Origin of the sequence: Pseudomonas putida (assembly GCA_029953615.1) — a bacterium.
In the GTDB taxonomy this organism is placed as follows: Bacteria; Pseudomonadota; Gammaproteobacteria; order Pseudomonadales; family Pseudomonadaceae; genus Aquipseudomonas.
The window spans coordinates 949729-974603 of the sequence record CP124529.1 but is presented as its reverse complement, the minus strand read 5'-3'; the positions used below and the strand labels follow the sequence as shown (position 1 = coordinate 974603).

22 protein-coding genes and 1 pseudogene are annotated in these 24875 nt (G+C 63.2%); 10 read left to right on the top strand and 13 right to left on the bottom strand.

All coding sequences use genetic code 11. From position 1 onward, the window contains the following. The first annotated feature begins 11 nt into the window (after positions 1-11). Positions 12-2048 carry a pyridoxamine 5'-phosphate oxidase family protein gene (locus tag QIY50_04475; protein WGV21507.1) on the top strand — a complete coding sequence of 679 codons (2037 nt, stop codon included), beginning with the start codon at positions 12-14 and terminating at the stop codon, positions 2046-2048. A 110-nt stretch (positions 2049-2158) separates the two neighbouring features. Beyond that, complete coding sequence (locus tag QIY50_04470) at positions 2159-3055, top strand: LysR family transcriptional regulator (protein WGV21506.1); 897 nt, start codon at positions 2159-2161, stop codon at positions 3053-3055. Between the two features lie 242 nt (positions 3056-3297). On the opposite strand, the gene QIY50_04465 is transcribed toward QIY50_04470, so the two are convergent. The 4 genes from QIY50_04465 to QIY50_04450 form a co-directional block, all read right to left on the bottom strand. Beyond that, positions 3298-3792 (bottom strand): hypothetical protein, encoded by a 495-nt coding sequence (locus QIY50_04465; protein WGV21505.1) that lies wholly within the window; start codon positions 3790-3792, stop codon positions 3298-3300. A gap of 163 nt (positions 3793-3955) precedes the next feature. Then, on the bottom strand, positions 3956-4612 hold the full coding sequence (locus QIY50_04460; protein ID WGV21504.1) for a hypothetical protein: 657 nt from the start codon (positions 4610-4612) through the stop codon (positions 3956-3958). Between the two features lie 3 nt (positions 4613-4615). Beyond that, on the bottom strand, positions 4616-5278 hold the full coding sequence (locus QIY50_04455) for a hypothetical protein (protein ID WGV21503.1): 663 nt from the start codon (positions 5276-5278) through the stop codon (positions 4616-4618). Between the two features lie 64 nt (positions 5279-5342). Further along, positions 5343-5543: a hypothetical protein gene (locus tag QIY50_04450; GenBank protein ID WGV21502.1), complete on the bottom strand. Its 201-nt coding sequence runs from the start codon at positions 5541-5543 to the stop codon at positions 5343-5345. Positions 5544-6047: 504 nt separating this feature from the next. Here QIY50_04450 and QIY50_04445 point away from each other — a divergent pair. Beyond that, a complete protein-coding gene (locus tag QIY50_04445) occupies positions 6048-6503 on the top strand; it encodes a hypothetical protein (protein WGV21501.1) in 456 nt (151 codons plus the stop codon). A 312-nt stretch (positions 6504-6815) separates the two neighbouring features. Here QIY50_04445 and QIY50_04440 read toward each other — a convergent pair whose 3' ends face one another. The 3 genes from QIY50_04440 to QIY50_04430 all read right to left on the bottom strand — a co-directional run bounded on the left by QIY50_04440 (position 6816) and on the right by QIY50_04430 (position 11725). Further along, positions 6816-8066, bottom strand: coding sequence for a ribonucleotide-diphosphate reductase subunit beta (locus tag QIY50_04440; GenBank protein ID WGV21500.1), 1251 nt, complete (start codon positions 8064-8066; stop codon positions 6816-6818). Between the two features lie 508 nt (positions 8067-8574). Then, entirely contained in the window at positions 8575-8820 is a 246-nt protein-coding gene (locus QIY50_04435; protein ID WGV21499.1) for a hypothetical protein, read from the bottom strand. Between the two features lie 25 nt (positions 8821-8845). Further along, positions 8846-11725 carry a ribonucleoside-diphosphate reductase subunit alpha gene (locus QIY50_04430; protein WGV21498.1) on the bottom strand — a complete coding sequence of 960 codons (2880 nt, stop codon included), beginning with the start codon at positions 11723-11725 and terminating at the stop codon, positions 8846-8848. Positions 11726-12554: 829 nt separating this feature from the next. Between QIY50_04430 and QIY50_04425 the strand changes: the two genes are divergently transcribed. Both QIY50_04425 and QIY50_04420 read left to right on the top strand, forming a co-directional pair. Next, entirely contained in the window at positions 12555-13253 is a 699-nt protein-coding gene (locus QIY50_04425; protein WGV21497.1) for a response regulator transcription factor, read from the top strand. After that, the gene (locus QIY50_04420) at positions 13250-14857 is read left to right on the top strand and encodes an ATP-binding protein (protein WGV21496.1); all 1608 of its coding nucleotides are present in this window, start codon (positions 13250-13252) and stop codon (positions 14855-14857) included. Before QIY50_04425 ends, QIY50_04420 begins: the two co-directional genes overlap by 4 nt. A 3-nt stretch (positions 14858-14860) precedes the next feature. On the opposite strand, the gene QIY50_04415 is transcribed toward QIY50_04420, so the two are convergent. Next, positions 14861-15562, bottom strand: coding sequence for a 4'-phosphopantetheinyl transferase superfamily protein (locus QIY50_04415; protein WGV21495.1), 702 nt, complete (start codon positions 15560-15562; stop codon positions 14861-14863). 177 nt (positions 15563-15739) lie between these two features. Continuing rightward, a complete protein-coding gene (locus QIY50_04410; protein WGV21494.1) occupies positions 15740-16531 on the bottom strand; it encodes a dienelactone hydrolase family protein in 792 nt (263 codons plus the stop codon). Between the two features lie 153 nt (positions 16532-16684). Here QIY50_04410 and QIY50_04405 point away from each other — a divergent pair, with 153 nt between their 5' ends. The 4 genes from QIY50_04405 to QIY50_04390 all read left to right on the top strand — a co-directional run bounded on the left by QIY50_04405 (position 16685) and on the right by QIY50_04390 (position 21193). Continuing rightward, on the top strand, positions 16685-17290 hold the full coding sequence (locus QIY50_04405; protein ID WGV21493.1) for an outer membrane beta-barrel protein: 606 nt from the start codon (positions 16685-16687) through the stop codon (positions 17288-17290). 149 nt (positions 17291-17439) lie between these two features. Continuing rightward, entirely contained in the window at positions 17440-18117 is a 678-nt protein-coding gene (locus QIY50_04400) for a response regulator (GenBank protein WGV21492.1), read from the top strand. After that, a complete protein-coding gene (locus QIY50_04395) occupies positions 18114-19460 on the top strand; it encodes an ATP-binding protein (GenBank protein ID WGV21491.1) in 1347 nt (448 codons plus the stop codon). The genes QIY50_04400 and QIY50_04395 overlap by 4 nt, the downstream gene beginning before the upstream one ends. 410 nt (positions 19461-19870) lie before the next feature. Continuing rightward, positions 19871-21193, top strand: a complete 1323-nt coding sequence (locus tag QIY50_04390; GenBank protein WGV21490.1) for a dicarboxylate/amino acid:cation symporter — start codon at positions 19871-19873, stop codon at positions 21191-21193. Between the two features lie 209 nt (positions 21194-21402). Here the strand turns inward: QIY50_04390 and tsaA are convergent, their stop codons facing one another. The 4 genes from tsaA to QIY50_04370 all read right to left on the bottom strand — a co-directional run bounded on the left by tsaA (position 21403) and on the right by QIY50_04370 (position 23853). Then, the gene (tsaA, locus tag QIY50_04385; protein WGV21489.1) at positions 21403-22095 is read right to left on the bottom strand and encodes a tRNA (N6-threonylcarbamoyladenosine(37)-N6)-methyltransferase TrmO; all 693 of its coding nucleotides are present in this window, start codon (positions 22093-22095) and stop codon (positions 21403-21405) included. Positions 22096-22101: 6 nt separating this feature from the next. Continuing rightward, entirely contained in the window at positions 22102-22563 is a 462-nt protein-coding gene (locus tag QIY50_04380) for a DUF1456 family protein (GenBank protein WGV21488.1), read from the bottom strand. A 49-nt stretch (positions 22564-22612) separates the two neighbouring features. Then, positions 22613-23323 carry an rRNA pseudouridine synthase gene (locus QIY50_04375; GenBank protein ID WGV21487.1) on the bottom strand — a complete coding sequence of 237 codons (711 nt, stop codon included), beginning with the start codon at positions 23321-23323 and terminating at the stop codon, positions 22613-22615. Positions 23324-23400: 77 nt separating this feature from the next. Continuing rightward, the gene (locus QIY50_04370; GenBank protein ID WGV21486.1) at positions 23401-23853 is read right to left on the bottom strand and encodes a GNAT family N-acetyltransferase; all 453 of its coding nucleotides are present in this window, start codon (positions 23851-23853) and stop codon (positions 23401-23403) included. A gap of 200 nt (positions 23854-24053) precedes the next feature. Here QIY50_04370 and QIY50_04365 point away from each other — a divergent pair. Next, a pseudogene (locus QIY50_04365) lies at positions 24054-24774 on the top strand (hypothetical protein). Positions 24775-24875 lie beyond the last annotated feature (101 nt).

Sequence of the window (24875 nt, the reverse complement as noted above, 5' to 3'; positions counted from 1 at the left end):
GGAACGCCGCCATGCAACAGAACCCGGACCACCACTCCTCGCCCTGGCATGCGGGAGAGAAGGCCCTGCAGGAAAAAGCCGGTGTCGCGGAGCGCATGGAGGCGTTCGGGCAGAAGGTCATTCGTGACTACATGCCCGACCAGCATCGTATTTTCTATCACCAGTTGCCATTCATGGTCGCCGCCAGCGTAGACGCACTGGGACGGCCTTGGGCGACGCTGTTGGAAGGGCCGGAAGGCTTCGTCAGCTCGCCGGACCCGCGCCAGCTGACGATCGACACTCGACTGCCGGCAGACGATCCCGCTACCCCGGGGCTGTCTGCCGGGCAAGCGGTCGGCCTGTTGGGTATCGAACTGCATACCCGCCGGCGCAACCGCCTCAACGGGCAGATCCGTGAAGCCGGCGACGGGCAACTGCAGGTGACTGTGGAGCAGTCGTTCGGTAACTGCCCGCAGTACATCCAGCTGCGTGACTACACTCGCGTCGCGGAACCCGCCCAAGGGCGTGTCGATGCGACGGCACTGGATGCCTCGGCTGTCAGCATGATCCAGGCAGCCGACACTTTCTTTGTCGCCAGCTATGTCGAGCATGGCGACGGCCAGCGCTCGGTGGATGTCTCCCACCGTGGTGGGCGGCCCGGGTTCGTCAAGGTCGAAGGCAACCGCCTGACCATTCCCGACTATGCTGGCAACCTGCACTTCAATACCTTGGGCAACCTGCTGGTTAACCCGCAAGCAGGGTTGCTGTTCATCGATTTCAGCAACGGCAACGTGCTGCAGCTTTACGGGCATGCCGAGCTGCTGCTGGACAGCCCCGCCATCCAGGCGTTCGAGGGCGCTGAGCGCTTGTGGGCGCTGGAGGTCGAGCAGGTGGTGTGGCGCCCGGCTGCTGTTTCCCTGCGTTGGGCCTTCAAGGAGTACGCGCCGACCAGCCTGATGACCGGCACCTGGGCCGAGGCCGATGCACGCCTGCAGCAACGCCAGCGGCAGCGCCAATGGCAGGCCTGGCGTGTGCTGCGGGTAGAGCAGGAGAGCCGTGATATACGTTCGTTCTACCTTGAGTCACCGGGCGACACGGCGGTGGCCTTTGCGCCAGGGCAGCATGTTCCGGTGCAAGTGCGGCTCGATGGCGAGGTGGTGGTGATCCGTACCTACAGCCTCTCCAGCGCGCCCTCCGATGGCTACCTGCGCATCAGCGTCAAAGCCCAGGGCCCTGCTTCGCGGCACCTGCATGAGCACGTTGTGGCCGGCGATGTGCTGAACGTGCGCCCGCCAATGGGCAGCTTCACGCTGGACCAGCAGAGTACACGGCCGCTGGTGCTGATCGGCGCGGGCGTGGGTATCACGCCGTTACTTGCCATGCTGCGTGAGCAGTTGCACAGCGGGCGGGCACGACGCATTCATCTGTTCCATGGTGCGCGCAGCCAGGCCGACCTGCCGTTCCGTGAGGAACTGGCGAGCTTGCGACTACAGGCTGGTGGTCTGCTGCAGGTGCACCGCGCCCTGAGCCAGCCGGAAGCGCATGCGCGGGTGGGGCGTGATTATGAGTTCGCCGGTCGGTTGGGTATCGAGCAGATCAAGGCGACGCTGGCGCTGGACGACTACGATTTCTACCTGTGCGGCCCGGGCAGTTTTACCCAGGACCTGTATGAAGGGTTGCGCGGCGTGCATGTGCCGGATGCGCGGATCCATGCCGAAGCCTTCGGCCCGTCGACACTCCGACGGCACACCGACGATGACCAACCCACACTGCAACAGCCACCCGCTGCCAGCGAACCGGTGCCAGTGTATTTTGCGGCTTCGGCCAAGGAGGCGCGCTGGGCGCCCGGTAGCGGGACGCTGCTGGAGCTGGCCGAGGCGCGAGGGCTGGCACCGGAGTTCAGTTGCCGGGGCGGGTCGTGCGGTACATGCAAGACCCGGTTGGTCAGCGGACAGGTGCATTACCCTGCCCCCCCGGCCGAGCAGCCGGAAGCGGGGGCGGTGTTGATCTGTTGTGCCGTGCCGGCGAGGGTGGAGGAGGGGGCGCAGGCGTTGGTGCTGGATCTGTAAGGTAGTCCCGGCCCTTTCGCGGGCAAGCCCGCGAAAGGGCCGGTATTGGCAAAACCACAAAATGCCCAGATGAAAGATAATCCCGGCACCTCACAAACCCAGGAGCCCGCATGGACCAGATCCACCTGATGAAGGTGTTCGTCGCCGTAGGCGAACTGGAAAGCTTCGCCGCCGCTGCCCGCCGTCTGGACATCTCCCCGGCCGCAGTCACTCGCGCGGTAAGCGCCCTGGAAGAGCAGCTTGGGGTCAAGTTGCTGCTGCGCACCACCCGCAGCGTGCGCCTGACCGAAGCCGGTGGCCGCTACCTGGAAGACACCCGGCTTATTCTCGCCAGTATTCACGAGGCCAACGAAGCGGCTGCCGGCATCAACGCCACACCCAAAGGCGACCTGGCCGTCACCGCGCCGATCCTGTTTGGCAAGAAGTACGTCATGCCGTGCATCGTCCGCTACCTGCAGCAGTACCCCGAGGTTGACGTTTCCGCCTACTTCCTCGATCGCATCGTGAACATGGTCGAGGAGGGCATGGACGTGGCCGTACGCATCGGTCCCTTGCCCGACTCTGGCCTGAAAGCGCTACGGGTCGGCAGGGTGCGGCGCATGTTGTGTGCATCCCCTGGCTACCTGGCGCGTCATGGCGTGCCGAAGCACCCGTCGGACCTCGCGGGCCATGTGGTGATCGGCACGCCCAACCTGTCGCCGCGAGCCGGCTGGCGCTTCGGGGTGACCGATGAGCCGACCCTGGTGCGCATGAAACCCCGCCTGACGGTGACCAGCAATGACGGGGCCATAGCGGCCGCTAGCGGCGGACTGGGGATTGCCCGCCTGCTGTCGTATCAGGTGGCGGATGAACTGGCCAGCGGGCAGTTGCAGGTGATCCTGGCCGAGTATGAAGAGGCGCCCTGGCCGATTCATGTCTTGCACCGGGAGAGCAAATACGGCTCGTCCAAGGTCAGGGCCTTTATCGACATGCTGGCGCAGGATTTGCGGGCCCAGCAGCTGGATTGAAGTGGACAGTATCACTGCCCTCAGCTATTTTCAGTACTGGCCTCGCCCTCGACCACGTAGACTGGCATGTCCAGTCCCGGCACCTCGTTGTGCCGTACCCCCTTGTCGGCGTGGGCGAGGCCTCTCTTATCCCGCCTGTTTGAAAAGATCCGAAACCGCCTTGCCTTCCCGCAACGAGTGAAGATTCGACTGCCTGTGACGCCTTATCCGCGCAGGCGCTCAGGGCCTGTCAACTGAACTGCTCAACGGAGCAGGGTGAATGTAAAGCAACCTGGGCATTGCTGCTCCAACCACGCTTTGGCTCGCTCGCTAAGAAAGTACCCTCGATAGACATCACCTTTGAAAAAATCGGCTTGCTCGTCGGCCTTGAGCACCTTGAGGTACAGGCCGAGGTCAGCAGGTTCTTGCTGTGGGTCCTTGAGCAGGTTGAGTTTGCCCATGACGAATGCTTGCCAATACTCCGGCATGTGTCTGGCAAGCTCCGGGTCATGCGGCAGGGACTCGATGATCGAAGCCGGCCCGCCCTCCAGGTCCAGGTATTCGGTAATGGGCTTGCTGGTGTCCCAGTGCAGCCAGTCAAGGTGCACGATGTGGGTTTTCTCCAGGTGCTCATAACGACTAATGCCCTTCAGACCGCTTTTTTCCAGGGCTGCCTTGACCGGCTGGGTGAGCACCAGTGAACCCGAACGGATATACGCAGCCGGCGTGTATGGCCCGGCGCGGTTGATGCTGTCCATGTCGGTGTTTTCATCCCAGGCGATCAGACCCTGGACCAGAGCCGCGCCCCAGTCGCCCCAGGGTGTTGGCGCGTTGTCCAGGTGATAGATTTTCAGGTGAGCCTCCTCAGCCCTTGCCGTTCTTGTAGGGGCGAGATACAGGGGTTTGAAATCGGTACTTCATTCAGGCGTACTGAACGAAAAAGAACCCGGCTTCGTCGCCTTGGTTTTTCCGCCGGGCTTGCTTGTCCAGATAGATGTAACCGATGCCATCCAGGAAGATCCCTTCCTGCTGGGGAGCCCAGCGGCTGATTTCGTAGTCGGTCAGTTGCAAAAGGAGCAAGTACCGGTTTGGAACATAGATGGGATCTTGCATCCAGGCGGCTCGACCGAGTTGCTTGCTGATGCCCAGACCGGAGTCTTCGTCAGCGTGCTCTTCGGCGAATTCCTCTTCGGTCATCGGCTCGAAGTCGATATAACGGCGCTCCAGCAAGAGCGTTTCAGGCGGGGCTGGTAACTCCTCCTCGCACAGCCGGTGGAGAATGAACCGCGCATAACCCTTCTGGATACCGGGTAGCTCCGCTTGCTCATGAAGTGAGTAGCGGCTGACGACAGACTGTTTGAAGCCGCCGGCACGCTGCTTTCGAGCGGTGATGAATACCGTGGCAGCCATGCCGGGCGGGAAGATTTTAGCTGGCAGGAAGTTTTCCGTGACCGTACACAGAGGCGTCATCGGCTCCTGGGTGTCGGGTGCCAAAGGCCACAGGCCTGGGTCGTCCATGCGTACGCTGCCACCTAGCTGACCGAGGCCTTTGTCTTTTTCGGTAAATACAATTTTCATGGTTTAGGTGAACTGAATGAAGAAGAAACCGGCGTCGTCGCCTTGCTTGCCACGGCGCGCCTGCATGTCCACGAACAGATAGCCGATACCTTCGCCGAACAGCCCAACATGCTGAGGGCTGGCTTCGGCCACATCTGCATCTACCAGTTGCATCATGAACATGTAGCGCGCTGGTTCGTAAATCGGGTCCTGCAGCCAGCAGGGCCTGCCGCTGGGCTTGCTCAGGCCGATCCCGCTGTCCTCGTCATGATGTTCCTCGTCATGCTCCTCGTCGGTCATCTCTTCAAAATCGATGAATGCTCGCTCCAGCAGCAAGGGGGGATTGCCAGGTTCCAGTGGCTGGTTGGCGAGTTCATGCAGAATGACCCGGGCAAAGCCGCTGCTGATGACGTCTTGCAGCTCCGCCTGTTGATTGACCGTATAGCGACGCTGGAGGGGGCGGCTGAAACTGCCATCCTGATATTGGTCGACGGCGAGGAAAACCGTGATCGCCATGCCTGGCGGGACGAACGTGGCCGGTTGGAAACGCTCGCTCAGGGTCAGGATGGGCGTCATCAACATGCCGGTTTCCGGGTTTGTCGGCCACAAGGAGAGGTCCTTGAGCAAAGCCGCGCCACCGACCTGGCCGAAGCCGCGATCGTGTCGGGACAAGAGGATTTTCTTCATGGCTGGAACCCCCCTTTGCACTGGCGGACGACCTGGCGTAGTGACGGGTAGTCAGCGATTTCGTTTACCACTCGAACAGCCCTACGAAGTTCTTCTGGTCCATGGGGCCGATCGAGCAACTGGCGCCACGTGCCAGGATGGAAGGCTCGAGGCGGTTGCCCATCTGGCGAACAGCCTGGTACTGGCTATCGCAACGCCCGGACAGCGACGGGGCTGGCTGCACATGGCTGACAATGATGATCTGCACACCATTGAACTGTTCCACGCGAGGCTTGCCTCCATCCCGTTCCGGGCTGAATTGGCAGGGCCAGGGCATTTCGAGCTGTAGCAGTGATGCATCGGAGCTGCGCAGTGCGCAACGACCTTCGTGGTTCACTAGTGCAAGCTTGTGCCCGGCAAGGGTAACTTCAGGCCCTGCATTCGATGACGGGGCAGGCGCCTGCGCGCCTGCATTCAGAGCGATTGCAGCCAGCAGCGTCGGCAGGGTTTTGGACACACGATTCATTTCAGTTCCCCGGAACTGGCCTGCGGGAACAGCGAGAGCAACGGCGATTCATTCACCAGATTTCGATCTCCTATCGGCCCTGGGTGAGGGCGTGTGCCTGTGCGGAGTTGCTAACGCGCACAGGTGCGAAACTTACATAAAGTGCCGAAGTGATATCGCGCTGACAGGCACTTGGAAGTCGGCTTTTTATGGTTTATTCATTTCTGGTTGTCAAGGTAAGCTACCTGCGCACCACGGCTTTCAAGGATGACAGCGCTTACTCATATGAATGGATCGAAGTTTCAAAAGGGGCAGGAACTGCAAAGATTTCTTACCCGCTATTTCGGCGTTTTCATCGCCGAATTTCTGCTGTCCTGCTTTGCCATCGGCGGCTGTGTGTCACTGGTGTTCTCCACCTATCTGCGTAGTCCGGACCGGTCGCTGTCGGTGCTGGCACTGGCGCTGGCATGGGCGGTGAGCGCCGCTTCGCATATCGCGCTGGTGCGTGGATACGCCTGGGGCCTGCGGGGGCTGGTCGGCCTGAACGGGTTGGCCGTGTTGGCCGCGCTGCCGAGCTACGCTTACCGGCCGCACATGGGCGGCTACGTCTCGGTTTTACTGTTCGGGCTGCTGGCCTTGCTGGTCATCAACACCCAGCGCTACCGGGAAATGCGCGTACGTTTGGTGGGCTACCGGGACATTCGCAAGACCAACCGGCAGGCGGCGAAAGCTGCCAAGTAGCATTTTTGCTGGTGTAGCGAGACTTCTGCATGAATGCGCGCCGCGCAGTGCATGGCACCGGCTGCGCCGGTGTTCGCGGCCACGGCCGCTCCCACAGGTGCAGCGTGAACTAGAAGCCAGCGCAGTACCTGTGGGAGCGGGTTCACCCGCGAAGAGGGCCGCCCAGGCCAACACACCGCTCAGCCGGTCGGGTTCGTGGGCGCAGAGCAAAAGTAATAATGAAAACCGTGCAGGAAGCTTCCTGTTCGGCTTTTTCCCTGCCAATAAAAAAGGCTGCCAATTGGCAGCCTTCTCGATGCTCAGCCTGGATGATCAATCCCAGCTCAATGCCCCACCAGTCTGATACTCGATCACTCGCGTCTCGAAGAAGTTCTTCTCTTTCTTCAAGTCCATGATCTCGCTCATCCACGGGAACGGGTTGGTAGTCCCTGGGTACTCTTCCTTCAGGCCAATCTGGGTCAGGCGACGGTTGGCGATGAACTTGAGGTAGTCCTCCATCATCGCTGCGTTCATGCCCAGCACGCCGCGTGGCATGGTGTCACGGGCATATTCGATCTCCAGCTGGGTCCCTTGCAGGATCATCTGGGTCGCTTCTTCCTTCATCGCCGCGTCCCACAGGTGCGGGTTCTCGATCTTGATCTGGTTGATCACGTCGATACCGAAGTTCAGGTGCATCGACTCGTCACGCAGGATGTACTGGAACTGCTCGGCCACGCCGGTCATCTTGTTGCGGCGGCCCATGGACAGGATCTGGGTGAAGCCGCAGTAGAAGAAGATGCCTTCCAGTACGCAGTAGTAGGCGATCAGGTTGCGCAGCAGCTCCTTGTCGGTTTCGACGGTGCCGGTGTTGAATTCCGGGTCGGAGATGGCGCGGGTGTACTTCAGCCCCCAGGCGGCTTTCTTCGCGACCGACGGGATCTCGTGGTACATGTTGAAGATCTCGCCTTCATCCATGCCCAGCGACTCGATGCAGTACTGGTAGGCGTGGGTGTGGATCGCCTCCTCGAAGGCCTGGCGCAGGATGTACTGGCGGCACTCCGGGTTGGTGATCAGGCGGTACACGGCCAGGGCCAGGTTGTTGGCGACCAGCGAGTCGGCGGTGGAGAAGAAGCCGAGGTTGCGCATGACGATGCGGCGCTCGTCTTCGGTCAGGCCGTCCATGCTCTTCCACAGGGCGATGTCGGCGGTCATGTTGACCTCTTGCGGCATCCAGTGGTTGGCGCAGCCGTCCAGGTACTTCTGCCACGCCCAGTCGTACTTGAACGGTACCAGCTGGTTGAGGTCGGCGCGGCAGTTGATCATGCGCTTTTCGTCAACACGCACGCGGGCGCCGGAGCCTTCCAGCTCGGCCAGGCCTTCGGCGATGTCGAGGTCGTTCAGGGCAGCCTTGGCACGCTTGACCGCGTCGGAGTCGTCGGCGGTGGCGGCACGGGCTTCCAGGGCGGCGGCACCACCGGCGCTGTCGAGCTTGTCGAGGGTAGCGGCGGCAGCAGCCTGCGCAGGGGTGTTGCCTTTGGCGGCTACTTCGCCGTCTTCCTTGTCGAATTCGTCCCAGCTCAGCATGGTTTGGCTCCTGCTTGAGGGTCGCCCTGGGGCAACCGGTTGGATTTTAAGAATGTGATGCCTGACGCAAGGCCGTAACGGCGAATGGACAGCTCGAGAGGCTGACTCTCGTTTACATCTGGTGTGTTCTGGCTTGTACCTGGCCAGGCCTTCGTGAGGGGCCAGGGACAATTGATAGGTGCCCTTTTCAGAGGGGGCGAAGTATACCGGAATTCGCCTTCGATCGGGGCGCGTGTCTGGCGGGCGAGGGTAACTTTTTCGACCGGTCTGACGTGCGTCCGTTCACGAAATCCTGTGTAGTTTTCTACGGGGGAAGAGTTTAGCGTCAACCTATATGTTGTGCCAGTTTAAATTTCAGGCACACCATATGGTGTTTTCGCGAGGTTTTGTGTTGCCCGGCCTGGCCTCATAGCCGGCAAGCCAGCTCCCACAGATACCGCGTCACGCCGGAGGGCGATTAGCACCGTGGGAGCCGGCTTGCCGGCGATGAGCCCAGGCCAGGCAACCACTAGCTGCGTGAGTGGTGCAGCGTTTCGACAATGTGTGTCTTGGGATGCCTGCGTGCTTCTTCGACCGAGGTGAAGCGGCCGGTTTCCGCATTGCGACCGATCTTGCGAGTTGCCAGTTTTTTCCGCGCCATGGGCTTACGTCCTTTTTTGAGAGGTCCTGTCCTTTTACCGAGCTGCGCGAACAGTGGGCAAAGGGCAAGGTTTCTCCGGGGCGCAGATACAAAAATGCCGCGCAGGGCACCCATGGGCACCCTGCGCGGCACTCAGGCCTTACTGGCAGGCTTCGCAGTCAGGCTCGTCGATCGCGCAGGCCTTCGGCACTGGTGCAGGGCCCGCTGCCTGGACCGGGGCGCTGTCGCCACCACTGGAAACGGCGTTGAGCTTGCCGGTGTTGATGGTCGACTTCTCGGTGCTGGTCGCGGCCAGGGCACGGAGGTAGTAGGTGGTCTTCAGACCACGGTACCAGGCCATGCGGTAGGTCACGTCCAGCTTCTTGCCCGAGGCGCCGGCGATGTACAGGTTCAGCGACTGGGCCTGGTCGATCCACTTCTGGCGACGCGAGGCGGCATCGACGATCCACTTGGTCTCGACTTCGAACGCGGTGGCGTACAGGTCCTTCAGCTCTTGCGGGATACGCTCGATCTGCTGCACCGAACCGTCGTAGTACTTCAGGTCGTTGATCATCACCGAGTCCCACAGGCCACGGGCCTTCAGGTCGCGGACCAGGTACGGGTTGATCACGGTGAACTCGCCCGACAGGTTCGATTTCACGTACAGGTTCTGGTAGGTCGGCTCGATCGACTGCGAAACGCCGGTGATGTTGGCGATGGTCGCGGTCGGCGCGATGGCCATGATGTTCGAGTTGCGAATACCTTTCTTGACGCGCTCGCGCACCGGGGCCCAGTCCAGGGACTCTTCCAGGTTGACGTCGATGTACTTGGCGCCACGGGCCTCGATCAGGATCTGTTGCGAATCCAGCGGCAGGATGCCCTTGGACCACAGCGAGCCCTGGAAGGTCTCGTACGCACCACGCTCGTCGGCCAGGTCACAGGACGCCTGGATGGCGTAGAAGCTGACCGCTTCCATCGACTTGTCGGCGAATTCGACGGCGGCATCGGAACCGTACGGAATGTGCTGCAGGTACAGCGCATCCTGGAAGCCCATGATGCCCAGGCCGACCGGGCGGTGCTTGAAGTTCGAGTTACGCGCCTGCGGCACCGAGTAGTAGTTGATGTCGATCACGTTGTCGAGCATGCGCACGGCGGTGTTCACGGTGCGTTGCAGCTTGGCGGTGTCCAGCTTGCCGTCGACGATGTGGTTCGGCAGGTTGATCGAGCCCAGGTTGCAGACCGCGATCTCGTCCTTGTTGGTGTTCAGGGTGATCTCGGTGCACAGGTTCGAGCTGTGGACCACGCCCACGTGCTGCTGCGGCGAACGCAGGTTGCACGGGTCCTTGAAGGTCAGCCACGGGTGGCCGGTCTCGAACAGCATCGACAGCATCTTGCGCCACAGGTCTTTGGCCTGGATGGTCTTGAACACCTTGATCTTGTTGTACTCGGTCAGGGCTTCGTAGTACTCGTAGCGTTCTTCGAAGGCCTTGCCGGTCAGGTCGTGCAGGTCTGGCACTTCCGAAGGCGAGAACAGGGTCCACTTGCCGTCATCGAAGACACGCTTCATGAACAGGTCAGGGATCCAGTTGGCGGTGTTCATGTCGTGGGTACGACGACGGTCATCACCGGTGTTCTTGCGCAGCTCGATGAATTCTTCGATGTCCAGGTGCCAGGTTTCCAGGTAGGCACACACGGCGCCCTTGCGCTTGCCACCCTGGTTCACGGCAACGGCGGTGTCGTTGACCACTTTCAGGAACGGCACCACGCCCTGGGATTTGCCGTTGGTGCCCTTGATGTAGGAGCCCAGTGCACGCACCGGGGTCCAGTCGTTGCCCAGGCCACCGGCGAATTTCGACAGCATGGCGTTGTCGTGGATCGCGTGGTAGATGCCCGACAGGTCGTCCGGCACGGTGGTCAGGTAGCAGCTGGACAGCTGCGGGCGCAGGGTACCGGCGTTGAACAGGGTCGGGGTCGAGGCCATGTAGTCGAAGGACGACAACAGGTTGTAGAACTCGATCGCACGGGCTTCCTTGTCTTTCTCTTCCAGCGCCAGGCCCATGGCCACACGCATGAAGAATACCTGTGGCAGCTCGAAGCGTACGCCATCCTTGTGGATGAAGTAGCGGTCGTACAGGGTCTGCAGGCCCAGGTAGGTGAATTGCTGGTCACGCTCGTGGTCGATGGCCTTGCCCAGGCGGTCCAGGTCGTAGCCTTTCAGAGCCGGGTCCAGCAGCTCGAACTCGACGCCTTTGTCGACATAGGCTGGCAGGGCCTTGGCGTACAGGTCGGCCATTTCGTGGTGGGTGGCGCTCTCGGCCACGTTCAGGAAGCCCAGGCCTTCGGCGCGCAGGGTGTCCATCAGCAGGCGGGCGGTAACGAACGAATAGTTCGGCTCGCGCTCGACCAGGGTACGGGCGGTCATCACCAGGGCGGTGTTGACGTCCTTGATGGCCACGCCGTCGTACAGGTTCTTCAGGGTATCGCGCTGGATCAGGTCGCCATCGACTTCGGCCAGGCCTTCGCAGGCTTCGCTGATGATGGTGTTCAGGCGGGCCATGTCGAGTGGCGCCAGGCTGCCGTCGGCCAGGGTGATGCGGATGGTCGGGTGCGGCTCGACCACGGACTCGCTGTTGACGCGGGTGGCACGCTCCTTGGCGCGCTGCTCGCGGTAGATCACGTAGTCACGGGCGACTTTCTGCTCGCCGGCGCGCATCAGGGCCAGTTCGACCTGGTCCTGGATTTCTTCGATGTGGATGGTGCCACCCGATGGCATGCGACGCTTGAACGTGGCGGTAACCTGCTCGGTCAGGCGCGCGACGGTGTCGTGGATGCGCGACGAAGCGGCGGCGGTGCCGCCTTCAACTGCGAGGAACGCCTTGGTGATGGCAACGGTGATCTTGTCGTCGGTGTAGGGAACGACAGTGCCGTTACGCTTGATCACGCGCAGTTGGCCGGGAGCGGTGGCGGCCAGATCCTGGTTGGAATCGGCGGCCTGCGGCACCTTGGCCTGCGGGTTCTCGCGAGTTGTGTCGGTTTGCATGGGTGGGTGTCTCCACAGTTTCTATATTGTTCAGGCGCCTTTTGGGCGCCCACCGTTCCGTCCACTTGCTCGATGGCCCGGCGGGGATGGGCAATGCATGCGCATCCGCCCGCGCGGGCGTACCGACTTCGGGACAGACTCAGGAATAAGGGGCAATGGCTTGCCGCTCCCTGGCCGAAGTCAAAGGTTCTGGGCCGTGCCCAAAAACTGTTGCTGATGGATGCCAGGCCTGGCCTGCCACACCCATACCCGAACAAGGCCCTGGAGGGGCTTGCCTCGGTCGCCTCCGCAGGAGCGGTTTGGCTGCTGAAATCACTTGAAGTTCAGCCGAAAAATCGTTTGATTTTGCGGGTTGACTTTTGTGTGTGATTTTGCACGAACCCCTATATCTAGTGGTTCGCTGCGATCGGGATACAAGATAATGCGGTATTGGGGGCTTTGCAAGGCGAGCGCCTGTGGATAACTTGTGCGTACTTTGTGAGTGAATGGTGGGTATTCGCTGTAGGCCTTGTGCCAAGTGGTTTGCAGTATTTTTCTGCGCCTTGCCGCCCTCTGGCAGAATTTTTCGGGCGCGAACCCGATCACAAAATACGGTTCAGTCGAGGGGCGGCGGGGCGGCTTGGCAGTGCCGGGGGCGGGACGTAGTATCCGAAGCAGATGTTGCCTTTTGGTTAAAGGGTCATGTTTCCTGCACTGGCCTCTTCGCGGGCACGCCCGCTCCCACAGGTACTGTGCAAGCCTTGAAAGCGGTGCGGTCCTTGTGGGAGCGGGCGAGCCCGCGAAGGGGCCGGTACAGGCCAGAGAAAAACAACAAACAAAGGCACAAGCCATGGACCACCCCGCACCTCGCATCCTCATCGTCGAAGACGACCAGCGCCTGGCCGAGCTCACCGCCGAGTACCTCCAGGCCAACGGCTACGAAGTCAGTGTCGAGGGCAATGGCGCCCGCGCCGCGCGGCGCATCGTCGACAGCCAGCCCGACCTGGTCATTCTCGACCTGATGCTGCCTGGCGAGGACGGCCTGAGCATCTGCCGCCGGGTGCGCGGCCAGTACCCCGGCCCGATCCTCATGCTGACCGCCCGCAGCGATGAACTCGACCAGGTCCAGGGCCTGGACCTGGGGGCCGACGACTACGTCTGCAAACCCGTACGCCCACGCCTGCTGCTGGCGCGCGTTCAGGCCCTGCTGCGCCGCAGCGAAGCACCGGACAGCAAGCGCCAGGAGCTGGTCTTCGGCGCGCTGCGCATCGACAATCGCCTGCGCGAGGCGCGTCTGGGTGAACAGCTGATCGAGCTGACCGGTGCCGAGTTCGACCTGCTCTGGCTGCTGGCCAGCAATGCCGGCCGGGTGCTGACACGCGAGCAGATCTTCACGGCGCTACGTGGCGTCGGCTACGACGGCCAGGACCGCTCCATCGACATACGCATCTCCAGGATCCGCCCCAGGATCGGCGACGACCCGCTCCAGCCAAGGTTGATCAAGACCCTGCGCAGCAAGGGCTACCTGTTCGTCGGCGAGGCCCCATGAAGAACGCGATCTTCCTGCGCATCTATGGCGGCATGCTGGCCGTGCTGGTGCTGGTGGCCCTGCTTGGGGTGCTCAGCCTGCACCTGGTCAACGAAGTGCGTGCCGCCCAGCACCGCGAGGGCCTGGCCCAGGGTACGTTCAGCCTGATGGCCGACAACCTGGCGCTGCAGAACGACACCGAACGCAAGCGCTCGCTGCTGATCTGGGAGCGCCTGCTAGGCGTGCCGTTGGCGCTGCAGCCAATGACCGCGCATACCCTCGATGGTGGCCAGCGGGCGCGCCTGTACCGCGGCCTGGTGGTGGTCGAGAAGACCGGCCCGCATGCGGCCCAGGTGCTGCGCAAGGTCGGCCAGGAAGACCTGATGCTGGTAGCGCAGATCAAGCAGATCAGCGAGCAACTGGCGCGAGCCACCCTCTACCTGTTGGCCGACGAACTGGTGCGCTACCCGGTAACCGAACAGCAGCAGCGCCTGGCACAGATCAAGAAAGAAAAGGGCTTCGGCTTTGGCGTGGCTCTGCAGCGCATCGAGCGGGTGAGCCTGGACGATGACCAGCGGCGCCGGGTCGAGGAGGGCGACACGGTCATGGCCCTGGGCAAGGATGGTGACTCGATCCGCGTGTTCGCCGGGCTGGCTGGCTCGCCCTGGGTGCTGGAAATCGGCCCGCTGTACCAGCTCAACCCGTATCCGCCGCAGTTGCTGATCCTGATCGCCTTTCTCGGCCTGTGCCTGATCGGCCTGGTGGTCTACCTGCTGGTACGCCAACTGGAGCGGCGTGTGTCGGGCCTGGAGATTGCCGCCACGCGCATCGCCCAGGGCAGCCTGGACACCCGGGTGCCGGCCGGCGATGCCGACTCGGTAGGGCGCCTGGCTGCGGCCTTCAACGGCATGGCGGAGCACCTGCAGCGCTCGCTGACCATGCAGCGCGAGCTGGTGCGGGCGGTTTCCCATGAGCTGCGCACGCCGGTGGCACGCCTGCGCTTTGGCCTGGAGATGATCGAAAATGCCCCCACCGAGCTGGCTCGGGCCAAGCACCTGGCGGGCATGGACGGCGATATCCAGGACCTCGACAAGCTGGTCGACGAGATGCTGACCTACGCTCGCCTGGAGCAGGGCGCTCCGGCGCTGAAGTTCGAGCGGGTCGACCTGGATGCCTTGCTCGACCGGGTGATCGAAGAGCTGGCGCCGCTGCGTGCCGAGGTACGGGTGGTGCGGGGTGAGTGCCAGGGCGCCGATGGCGAAGGCGCCTGGGTCGAGGCCGAACCGCGCTACCTGCACCGGGCCCTGCAGAACCTGGTGGGCAATGCCATGCGCCATGCCGAGGCCGAGGTGCGCCTGAGCTACCAGTTGGGGCAGCAACGCTGCCGCATCGATGTGGAGGATGACGGCCCTGGGATCCCCGAGGGTGTCTGGGACCGTATCTTCACACCGTTCACCCGCCTCGACGACAGCCGCACCCGCGCCTCGGGCGGGCATGGCCTGGGCCTGTCGATCGTGCGGCGGATCATTTACTGGCACGCGGGCCGGGCCACGGTGGGGCGCAGCGCCGCGCTGGGTGGTGCCTGCTTCAGCCTGAACTGGCCACGGCAGCAGGCACCGTTGTGACGGTCAGACGCTGACCAGGCTGAGCAGGTGGCCGTCCTGCAGGCAGAACTGGCCCTGCAGCTCGGCGCCATGCCGCCACTGCGGCGACAGGTCGGTGAGCAGGCGCAGGCGGGCCAGGCCTTCGGCGGACCAGTCCAGCACTTCGGCGTGCTCGAAGTAGAAGCGCTGACGGGTCAGCGGGTAGAGCGTCTTGAACAGGCTTTCCTTCAGCGAGAAGGTCAGGGTGACGGCGAGGCCGAGCTGGTGGCGGTCCAGGCGCTCGAGCTCGGGCGGGGTGAGGATTTCGCCCATCAGCCGCTCGGCGCGTTGATCATCCAGCAGCGCTTCCTGATCCAGGCCCAGGCCCTGGCAACTGCCTTCGGCGGCGACCACGGCAGCAGCCCAGCCTTTGCCGTGGGTGATCGAGCCATGAATGCCAGCGGGCCAGATGGGCGAGCGGTCTTCGTGGGTACCGGGCACGTAGTCACGGCCGTCCAGGCGCTGCAGCGCGGCGCGGGCGCATACCCGGCCGGCCAGGTACTCGGCCTGGCGCTTGGCCACCGAGCGCTGCAGGCTGGCGCCTGGCACGACGCCGGCGCGCTGGAAGTCGTCGGGGGCCAGGCGGGTGGGGTCGAAGGTGCAACTGACCAGTACCGCGCCGGGTAATGGGCGGGGCAGGGGCCAGTGGTGCTGGAGCGGGGCGCAGCAGGCGGGGAGTGTGTTCATGGGGCTATTGTGCCAGCCGCGGCGGTGGTGTGGGAGGTGGGATCGCAGAGGGCTGCTTTGCAGCCCAATCGCCGGCAAGCCAGCTCCCACAGGTACAGCGTATGTCTCAGGTTTTGCGCGGTCCTTGTGGGAGCCGGCTTGCCGGCGATTGGGCCGCAAAGCGGCCCCTCGCGTTGCTTACTTGAACACCTTCTTGAAGAACGCCTGCATGTCCGCCCAGGAGCTTTCATCCGCTGCCTTGTTGTAGCCGATATCCGGCCCGCCATGCTCGCCATGGCTCAAGCGGTCCGCGTCCGGGTTGGTAAACCCGTGCTTGGCCCCGTCGATGCTGACGAACTGGTAGTTGACCTTAGCCGCATCCATTTCGGCCTTGAACGCTGCTACCTGCTGCGGGGTAACCATGCTGTCCGCAGCACCATGTTCGACCAGGATATCCGCCCGCACCACGCCAGGCTTTGCCGGGGTCTGCGTGGCCAGCGCGCCGTGGAAGCTCACCACGCCATCCAGCTTCTCCCCGCGCCGCGCGGCATCCAGCACCACCTTGCCACCGAAGCAGTAGCCTACCGCACCCAGCTGGTGCTTGTTGGTATTGGGCTGCAGTTTCAGCAGTTCAAGCCCGGCGTCGAAGCGGCGCTCGGCAGCTTTCGGGTCCTTCATCACCTCGGCCATGAACGCCTGGGCATCGGCGGGATGTTCGGTCTGCTTGCCGTCGCCATACATGTCGATGGCCAGCGCGTTGTAGCCCAGCGCCGCGAGGTCGCGCGCGCGACGCTTGGCGTAGTCGTTCAGCCCCCACCATTCATGCACCACGACAATGCCGGGGCGCTTGCCCTCGATGGCGTCGTCATAGGCGTAGTAGCCGACCAGGCGGTTGCCATCGGCGTCCTGGTAGGGAATTTCGCGAGTTTGCACCGCCGCTTGAGCGAGGGCGGCGCCGCACATCAGGGTCAAGGCCAGCAGGGCGCGCATGGTCACTACTCCTAGTTCTGCAAATAGTTCTGCAAATAGTTCTGCAAACAGTTCGTTCAGCCGGGGTTCAGCCAGGGTTCAGTCGCGGTTCAGGGTGCCCTGCTTACTCTAGCTTCCAGACCGCAACAGCGCACTCAACCGGAGTATCCCGCCATGAAAACCTTCAATACCCTGCTTGCCGCCATGGCCGTCTGCGCCGCTGGCATCACCACCGCCCAGGCCGCCGACGACAACTTCGCCAGCCTGACCTACGGCCAGACCAGCGACAAGGTTCGCAAGTCCGGCCTGCTGCAGCGCAACACCGACCACCTCAATGCCGACGGCATCATCGGCAAGGACGACACTTGGGGCGTGCGTGTGGGCAAGATCAATGACCAGGGCCGCTACTACATGACTTACGACAATGTATCGGGCGACCACAGCGGGCTGAAGTTGCGCCAGGAAAACCTGCTGGGCAGCTATGACCTGTTCCTGCCGGTGGGCGATACCACCAAACTGTTCGGCGGTGGCAGCCTGGGCGTGACCAAGCTGACCCAGGACTCGCCAGGCGCCAGCCGGGATACCGACTACGGTTACGCGTATGGCCTGCAGGCCGGCGTGATTCAGGACATTACCGACAAGGCTTCGGTGGAACTGGGCTACCGTTACCTGCGTACCAATGCCGCCACCGAAGTGGGTGCGCACGGCGGGCCGAAGGATGGCACCCTGCGCCTGACCAGCAGCGCCCAGACCTACCTGGCTGCAAGCTACAAGTTCTGACGGGCGAGCCGGGTTATCCTGTACCGGCCCTTTCGCGGGCACGCCCGCTCCCACTGGTACTGCACAAGCCTTCGGGGCAGTGCGATCCCTGTGGGAGCGGGCGTGCCCGCGAAGAGGCCGGTCCAGGCAATGCAAACAAGGAGCTGCACATGAAACTGCTGGTGGTCGAGGACGAAGCCCTGCTTCGCCATCACCTCTACACCCGCCTGGGCGAAAGCGGCCATGTGGTCGAGGCGGTCGCCGACGCCGAAGAGGCGTTGTACCAGGCCGGGCAATACCACTTCGATCTGGCCATCATCGACTTGGGCCTGCCTGGCATCAGCGGCCTGGAGCTGATCACCCGCCTGCGCAGCCAGGACAAGACCTTCCCCATTCTCATCCTCACCGCACGCGGCAACTGGCAGGACAAGGTCGAAGGCCTGGCCGCCGGCGCCGACGACTACCTGGTCAAGCCGTTCCAGTTCGAAGAGCTCGAGGCACGCCTGAACGCCCTGTTGCGTCGCTCCAGCGGGTTCACCCAGTCGACCATAGCCGCCGGCCCGCTGATGCTCGACCTCAACCGCAAGCAGGCAACGCTGGACGAGCAGCCCCTGGCCCTGACCGCCTACGAATACCGCATCCTCGAATACCTCATGCGCCATCACCAGCAGGTGGTGGCCAAGGACCGCCTGATGGAGCAGCTGTATCCGGGGGACGAGGAGCGTGACCCCAATGTCATCGAAGTGCTGGTCGGTCGCCTGCGGCGCAAGCTCGAGGGCGAGCACGGCTTCAGACCGATCGACACCGTGCGCGGCCTGGGCTACCTGTTCACCGAGCGCTGCCGATGATCCGTTCGCTGCGGGTGCGCCTGATGCTGGCGGCCGCGGTGCTGGCGCTGCTGTTCATGCTGGCGCTGCTGCCGGCCTTGCAGAAGGCCTTCAGCCTGGCCCTGCAGGAGTCGATCGAACAACGCCTGGCCTCGGATGTGACCACGCTGATTTCCGCTGCACGCATCGAGCACGGCCAGCTGCAGATGCCGACGCTGCTGCCGGACGAGCGTTACAACCTGCCGTATACCGGGCTGCTCGGCTATATCTTCGACCGCGACGGCACGCTGGTCTGGCAGTCGCGGGCCACCGCCGCGCAGAACATCAACTACCGCCCGCGCTACGACGGCCGCGGCAACGAATTCGCCCGCATTCAGCAGGCCGATGGCGAAGAATTCTTCGTCTACGACGTCGAGATCAAGCTGCTGGGTGGCCAGAGCGCCGCCTACAGCATCGTTGCCCTGCAACCGGTGCGCGAGTACCAGCACACTCTCGACGGCCTGCGCGAAAAGCTCTATCTGGGCTTTGGCGCGGCCTTGCTGGTGCTGCTGGTGCTGCTGTGGGCCGGCCTGACCTGGGGCCTGCGTTCGTTGCGCCGGCTTAGCCGGGAGCTGGACGACGTAGAGTCTGGCGCGCGGGATGGGCTGAGTAGCGAACACCCGCGTGAACTGCTGCGCCTGACCGGCTCGCTGAACCGTCTGTTGCGCAGCGAGCGCGAGCAGCGTCAGCGCTACCGCGATTCGCTCGATGACCTGGCGCACAGCCTGAAGACGCCGCTGGCGGTGTTGCAGGGGGTGGGCGAAAGCCTGCAGCAGCGTAGTGGCGAGCGCGAACAGGCGCGCGTGCTGCAGAGCCAGATCGAGCGCATGAGCCAGCAGATCGACTATCAGTTGCAACGCGCCAGCCTGCGCAAGAGCGGCCTGGTACGCCACAGCGTGCTGCTGCGACCGTTGCTCGACAGCCTGTGCAGCACCTTGGCCAAGGTGTACCGGGACAAGCGGGTGGAGGTGAGCCTGCAACTGCCCGAGGCGGCGCAGGTGCCGATGGAGCAGGGCGCGTTGCTGGAGTTGCTGGGCAACCTGCTGGAAAACGCCTACCGCCTGAGCCTGGGCCAGGTGCGTGTGAGCCTGGAGCAGGCGCCTGGGCAGTTGACCTTGTGCATCGAGGACGACGGCCCGGGGGTGCCGGTGGACCAGCGTGAGCGGATTCTGGAGCGTGGGGAGCGGCTGGACAGCCAGCATCCGGGGCAGGGGATCGGGCTGGCGGTGGTCAAGGACATCGTCGACAGCTATGACGCCGAGTTGAGCCTGGGGGATTCTCCTCTGGGGGGCGCGGCGTTCAGGATCACCTTCAACCTCGAGTGATTTGCTGGCTTGGCCGGCCTCTTCGCGGGTAAACCCGCTCCGACAGGGGCGCACTGCACTCGAGCCCTGTGCGGTTCCTGTGGGAGCGGGTTTACCCGCGAAGAGGCCGGCACAGGCAAACCACGATGGGCGGATTCCCGCCAATGCCCCTGTACAAAACCCGCCACCGGGCGGAAATCCGCCAGCCTTTCTCAAGCAAATCGCCCCGTCGTTGGGCGTTTATCCCTTGCAAATAGGGCCCTTGCACCCTTCGTGGGCATTTTGGCACCACCCTTGCTATTGATCCTCGCAGAGGCCTGCCCAGGCAGCTCGAACACAACGACAAATCCCTCCGGGTGCAGGAGGGTTAGCGATTCAGGTGCCCCATCGCCCTGGGAAGGGTGACCCGGCACACTTGAGGAAAATTAGCCATGACGACACGTCAGCCGCTGTACAAATCCCTGTATGTCCAGGTGTTGGTCGCCATCACCATCGGTATCCTGCTCGGCCACTTCTATCCGGAGACGGGCGTTGCCCTCAAACCCTTGGGTGACGGCTTCGTCAAACTGATCAAGATGGTCATCGCCCCGATCATCTTCTGCACCGTGGTCAGCGGCATCGCCGGCATGCAGAGCATGAAGTCGGTCGGCAAGACCGGTGGCTACGCGCTGCTGTACTTTGAAATCGTCTCTACCATCGCCCTGATCATCGGTCTTGTCGTCGTCAACGTGGTCAAGCCGGGCGCTGGCATGCACATCGACGTCAGCACCCTGAACGCCAGCAGCGTGGCTGCCTATGCCGCCGCCGGCGCGCAGCAGACCACCGTCGGCTTCCTGCTCAACGTCATCCCCAACACCGTAGTCGGCGCCTTCGCCAATGGCGACATCCTGCAAGTGCTGATGTTCTCCGTGCTGTTCGGCTTCGCCCTGCACCGCCTGGGCAGCTACGGCAAGCCGGTGCTGGAAATGATCGACCGCTTCGCCCACGTCATGTTCAACATCATCAACATGATCATGAAGCTGGCCCCGGTCGGTGCCTTTGGTGCGATGGCCTTTACCATCGGCCAGTACGGCGTTGGTTCGCTGGTGCAACTGGGCTACCTGATGGCCTGCTTCTACATCACCTGCCTGCTGTTCGTGCTGGTGGTGCTGGGCGGTATCTGCCGCGCCCACGGTTTCAGTGTCCTCAAGCTGATCCGCTACATCCGTGAAGAACTGCTGATCGTGCTGGGTACTTCCTCCTCGGAATCGGCCCTGCCACGCATGCTGGCCAAGATGGAGCGCCTGGGGGCGAAGAAGTCGGTAGTGGGCCTGGTCATCCCGACCGGTTACTCGTTCAACCTTGACGGCACCTCGATCTACCTGACCATGGCTGCGGTGTTCATCGCCCAGGCCACCGACACCACCATGGACATCACTCACCAGATCACCTTGCTGCTGGTGCTGCTGGTGGCGTCCAAAGGTGCTGCCGGCGTTACCGGCTCGGGCTTCATCGTGCTGGCTGCCACCTTGTCGGCGGTTGGCCATCTGCCGGTTGCCGGCCTGGCGCTGATCCTCGGCATCGACCGCTTCATGTCTGAAGCCCGCGCCCTGACCAACCTGGTGGGCAACGCCGTTGCCACCGTGGTCGTGGCCAAGTGGGTAAAGGAAATGGACAACGACAAGCTGGCATCGGAGCTGGCCTCCGGTGGTGCGCCGCTGGTCGATAACCGTCCGACCGACGACCTGGGCGTGGCGGAAGGCCCGGCTCGCTGATAGCGGAGCGATGGAAAGAAAAAGGCGACCCTGGAGGTCGCCTTTTTCATGCCTGCGCGGTCCCTTTGTAGAGCGGCCTTGTGTCGCGATCGGGGCGCGTAGCGGCCCCAGGATTTCCGCCACCCTGCAAGATTGCCGGGGCTGCTACGCAGCCCTGTCGCGACATAAGGCCGCTCCTACAAGGGATCGCGTACAGGCCTGAGTCGAGGTCAGGCCAGCACCACCTCCAGCACCCGGATCACGTCCGGTTGCGGGTAGTGCCAACGCACTTGCACATCCCAGAACTTCACCCCATATACCCGCTCGGCCGGCGGCACCTGGTAGGCCGGCCGGGGGTCCTGCGCCAGGCATTGCTCGATCAGTTCCACCAACGGTTCACCCAGGCGCAGTGCATGTTCACGGGCCTGGGGCAGGGCGTTGTCGCCCCACTGCAAGGCGATCGCGACAGGTGCTTCGCTGGCCATCTGGTTGCTGGCACCAGCGATGCTGTCGGCGTATGGCACATATGGCTTGATGTCCAGTATGGGGGTGCCATCGAGCAGGTCTATCCCGGACAGCAGCAGGCGCCCGGGCTCCACGCCTTCCAGGCGCACTACCGACTGGCCGATACCATTGGGCCGGTGAGTGGCGCGGGTGGCGAACACGCCCATGCTCTTGTTGCCGCCCAGGCGCGGCGGCCGCACCTTCAGGCGGGGTTTGTCTTCCAGTGCCTGGTGAAACAGGAACAGCAGCCAGACATGGCTGACCTGCTCCAGGCCCTCGACCGCATCCCCCTGGTCGAACGGTGGCAGCAGTTCGAGCACGCCGCGTGCGGCGGGCGCCAGTTGCGGCTGGCGCGGGATGGCGAATTTCTCCTTGAAACAGGAGCGGAGAATGCCGACCGGAGTAACCGTATGCTGCATGGCCACTCAGCCGCGCACGCGCAAGGTCAGGCCCTTGAGGAAGTTGCGCAGCAACTGGTCGCCGCACGGGCGGTAGTTGTCGTGGCCGGCCTTGCGGAACAGCGCGCTGAGTTCGGGCTTGCTGACCGGGAAGTTGACCGACTTGAGGATTGCATGCAGGTCGTCTTCCTTGAGCTCGAAGGCCACCCGCAGCTTCTTGAGGATGAGGTTGTTCGTCACCGGCAGCTCGATTGGCTGCAGCGGGCGGCTGTCGTCCTTGCCGCGGCGGTGGATTACCAGGCCGTCGAGAAAGTGCGCCATGACCCGTTCCGGGCAACGCACGAAGCCTTCCTCGTCTTCCTTCTTCAGGTAGGTGGCCAGCACCAGGGGATGCACGTCGAGGCCGGATAGCCCGATGATCTCGACCATCTTGGCGTCATTCACCTTGAGCATGTAGCGCAGGCTACGCAGGACGTCATTGTGGTTCATTGCTGCAGAATCCTGTTCAGGTGCCGCGCCGGTGGGCGCAGCATATTGCTTAGAAACGTTCGGTAGTGGCCAGGTAGCGCCATTGGCCCAAAGGCAGCTTGCCCATCGATACACCACCCAGGCGAATGCGGCGCATGCCTACCAGCTCCAGGCGCAGGTACGCGCACAGCTCGGCAATCTGCCCCGGCTGCGGGTTTTTCAGGGCCATGCGCAGGTGGGTCTCGTTCTGCCAGCTGGCCTTGGTCCTGGGCAGCTCGCGGTCATTGCGGGTGGCACCGCGTGCCAGGCGTTCCAGCGCTTGGGGCGTGGTCTCGCCGCGCACTTCAACGATGAACTCCTGTTCCAGGCGGCGCAGGTCGGCGTCGATCTTGCGGGTTACCCGCCAGTCCTGGGTGAAAACCTGCAGGCCGCTGGCACCGCGCTCCAGCGGCGCCACGCAGGCCTGCCGGGCAAAATGCCCGTGCAGGGCGCGCACACCTTCGCGGTGGGCTTCGCTGAGGGTGCCCATGTTCATGCTCGCGCGGGCGGTTTCGCTGTCCACGCTGGCCGGCTGGTTCAGCAGCAGGGTTACCGGTTCCAGCGTTTCGGCACGGGCACCTGGCAGCAGTTCGACGCGCTGTTGTTCGACCTTGAATTGTGGCTGCTCGACCACCACGCCATCGACCGTGACCCAGCCGCCTTCGATATACAGCTCGGCCTCGCGGCGAGAGCAGCCAAGCTGCTCGATAAGGCGTTTGGACAGGCGGACGGGTTCGGACATGACGGCAATTCGCAAAGGCAGGGAAAGACCTGCATTGTACCTGCCCGCGCGGCAGAGGGGCTGGGAATCTGTGTCATTTACGCCGTTTTGCGCAGGCGCATGTGCAGCAACGGGTAGGGTTGCCCCAAGCCGTCGGTTTCCGAACGGCCGATCACCTCGAAGCCTTCATGCAGATAGAAGCCCAAGGCTTGCGGGTTCTGTTCGTTGACGTCCAGGCGCTCGGCATTCAACTCGTCGATCGCATGGTGCAGCAGGCGCTTGCCGACCCCTTGGCCCCGGTAGGCAGGTGCGACGAACAGCATGTCAACGCGCCCGTTGGCGACCCCGGCGAAGCCGCAGATGCGTTGGCGATCCTTGCAGCAGATCAGCATCACGGCATCGAGGTAGCGACGCAGCACCTGTTCGCGTAGCAAGACGATATAGCCATCCGGCAAGAAGTCGTGGGTGGCGCGTACCGAATCCTCCCATACCTGTACCAGTTCGTCGTAGTCACTCAAGCGCGGGGTTTGCAGCGTCAGTACCGCATGCATGTCGGTGTTCCTCCGTGACGATAAGGCAAACATAGCAGGCCAACCACCGGTCGGCTTTTCCGCGCGGTGCTTGAACCTCGGGGTGTGGAGGACTATTACTTGAGCGTGGGAAAAAATCCCACGCAATAAGAAGCAAAAGCTGAACCCAGAATTTCCGGCTTGATTTGGCGTTTCTCATGGCGATGACCTGGAGACGAAACATGCATATCCCTATGTTGTTCAAAAAGGCGCTATTGGCGGCCGCGGTTGCTGGCGTGCTGTCGACTTCCATCGTTCTGGTCCCTGATTCGATATCCAATGGCTCCAGTGCCTACGCCAAGGATGGTGGTGGCGGTGGTGGCGGTGGTGGCGGTCATGGTGGCGGCGGCGGTGGTCATGGTGGTGGCGGTGGCGGCCATGGTGGCGGCGGAGGTGGTCACGGCGGTGGCGGTGGCGGTGGTCACGGCGGCGGTGGCGGCGGTCATGGTGGTGGTGGCGGCGGTCATGGTGGTGGTGGCGGTGGTCACGGCGGCGGTGGTGGCGGCCACGGTGGTGAAGGCGGTGGCCACGGTGCTGGCGGAGATGGAGGTGGCCACGCCGGCAACAGTGGGCGCGGTCATGATGGTGCCTCGAACTCTGGGCGCAGCGGCAACCACGCTGAAGCGGGTGATGATCATGGCAATCACGTTGGCGGTGAGCCTGGGGACGATCACGGTAATCACGTTGGCGGTGAGCCCGGTGACGATCACGGTAATCACGTTGGCGGTGATGCCCGGGGATGATCATGGCAATCATGTTGGCGGTGAGCCTGGCGATGACCACGGCAATCACGTTGGCGGTGAGCCTGGTGATGATCGTGGTGACCCTATGGGTGGCGAACCGGGTGATGACCGCGGTGAGCATGCCGCAGGCGAACCGGGTGATGACAACAGCAGGAGTTGACTGGCGCTGAACTCAACGCGAATGCAATGAGCGCTGACGACCATCCCTGATTTTGTTGGGGTTGTGTGGGATGTTTTCCCACGGCGTATACTGGGTTCATC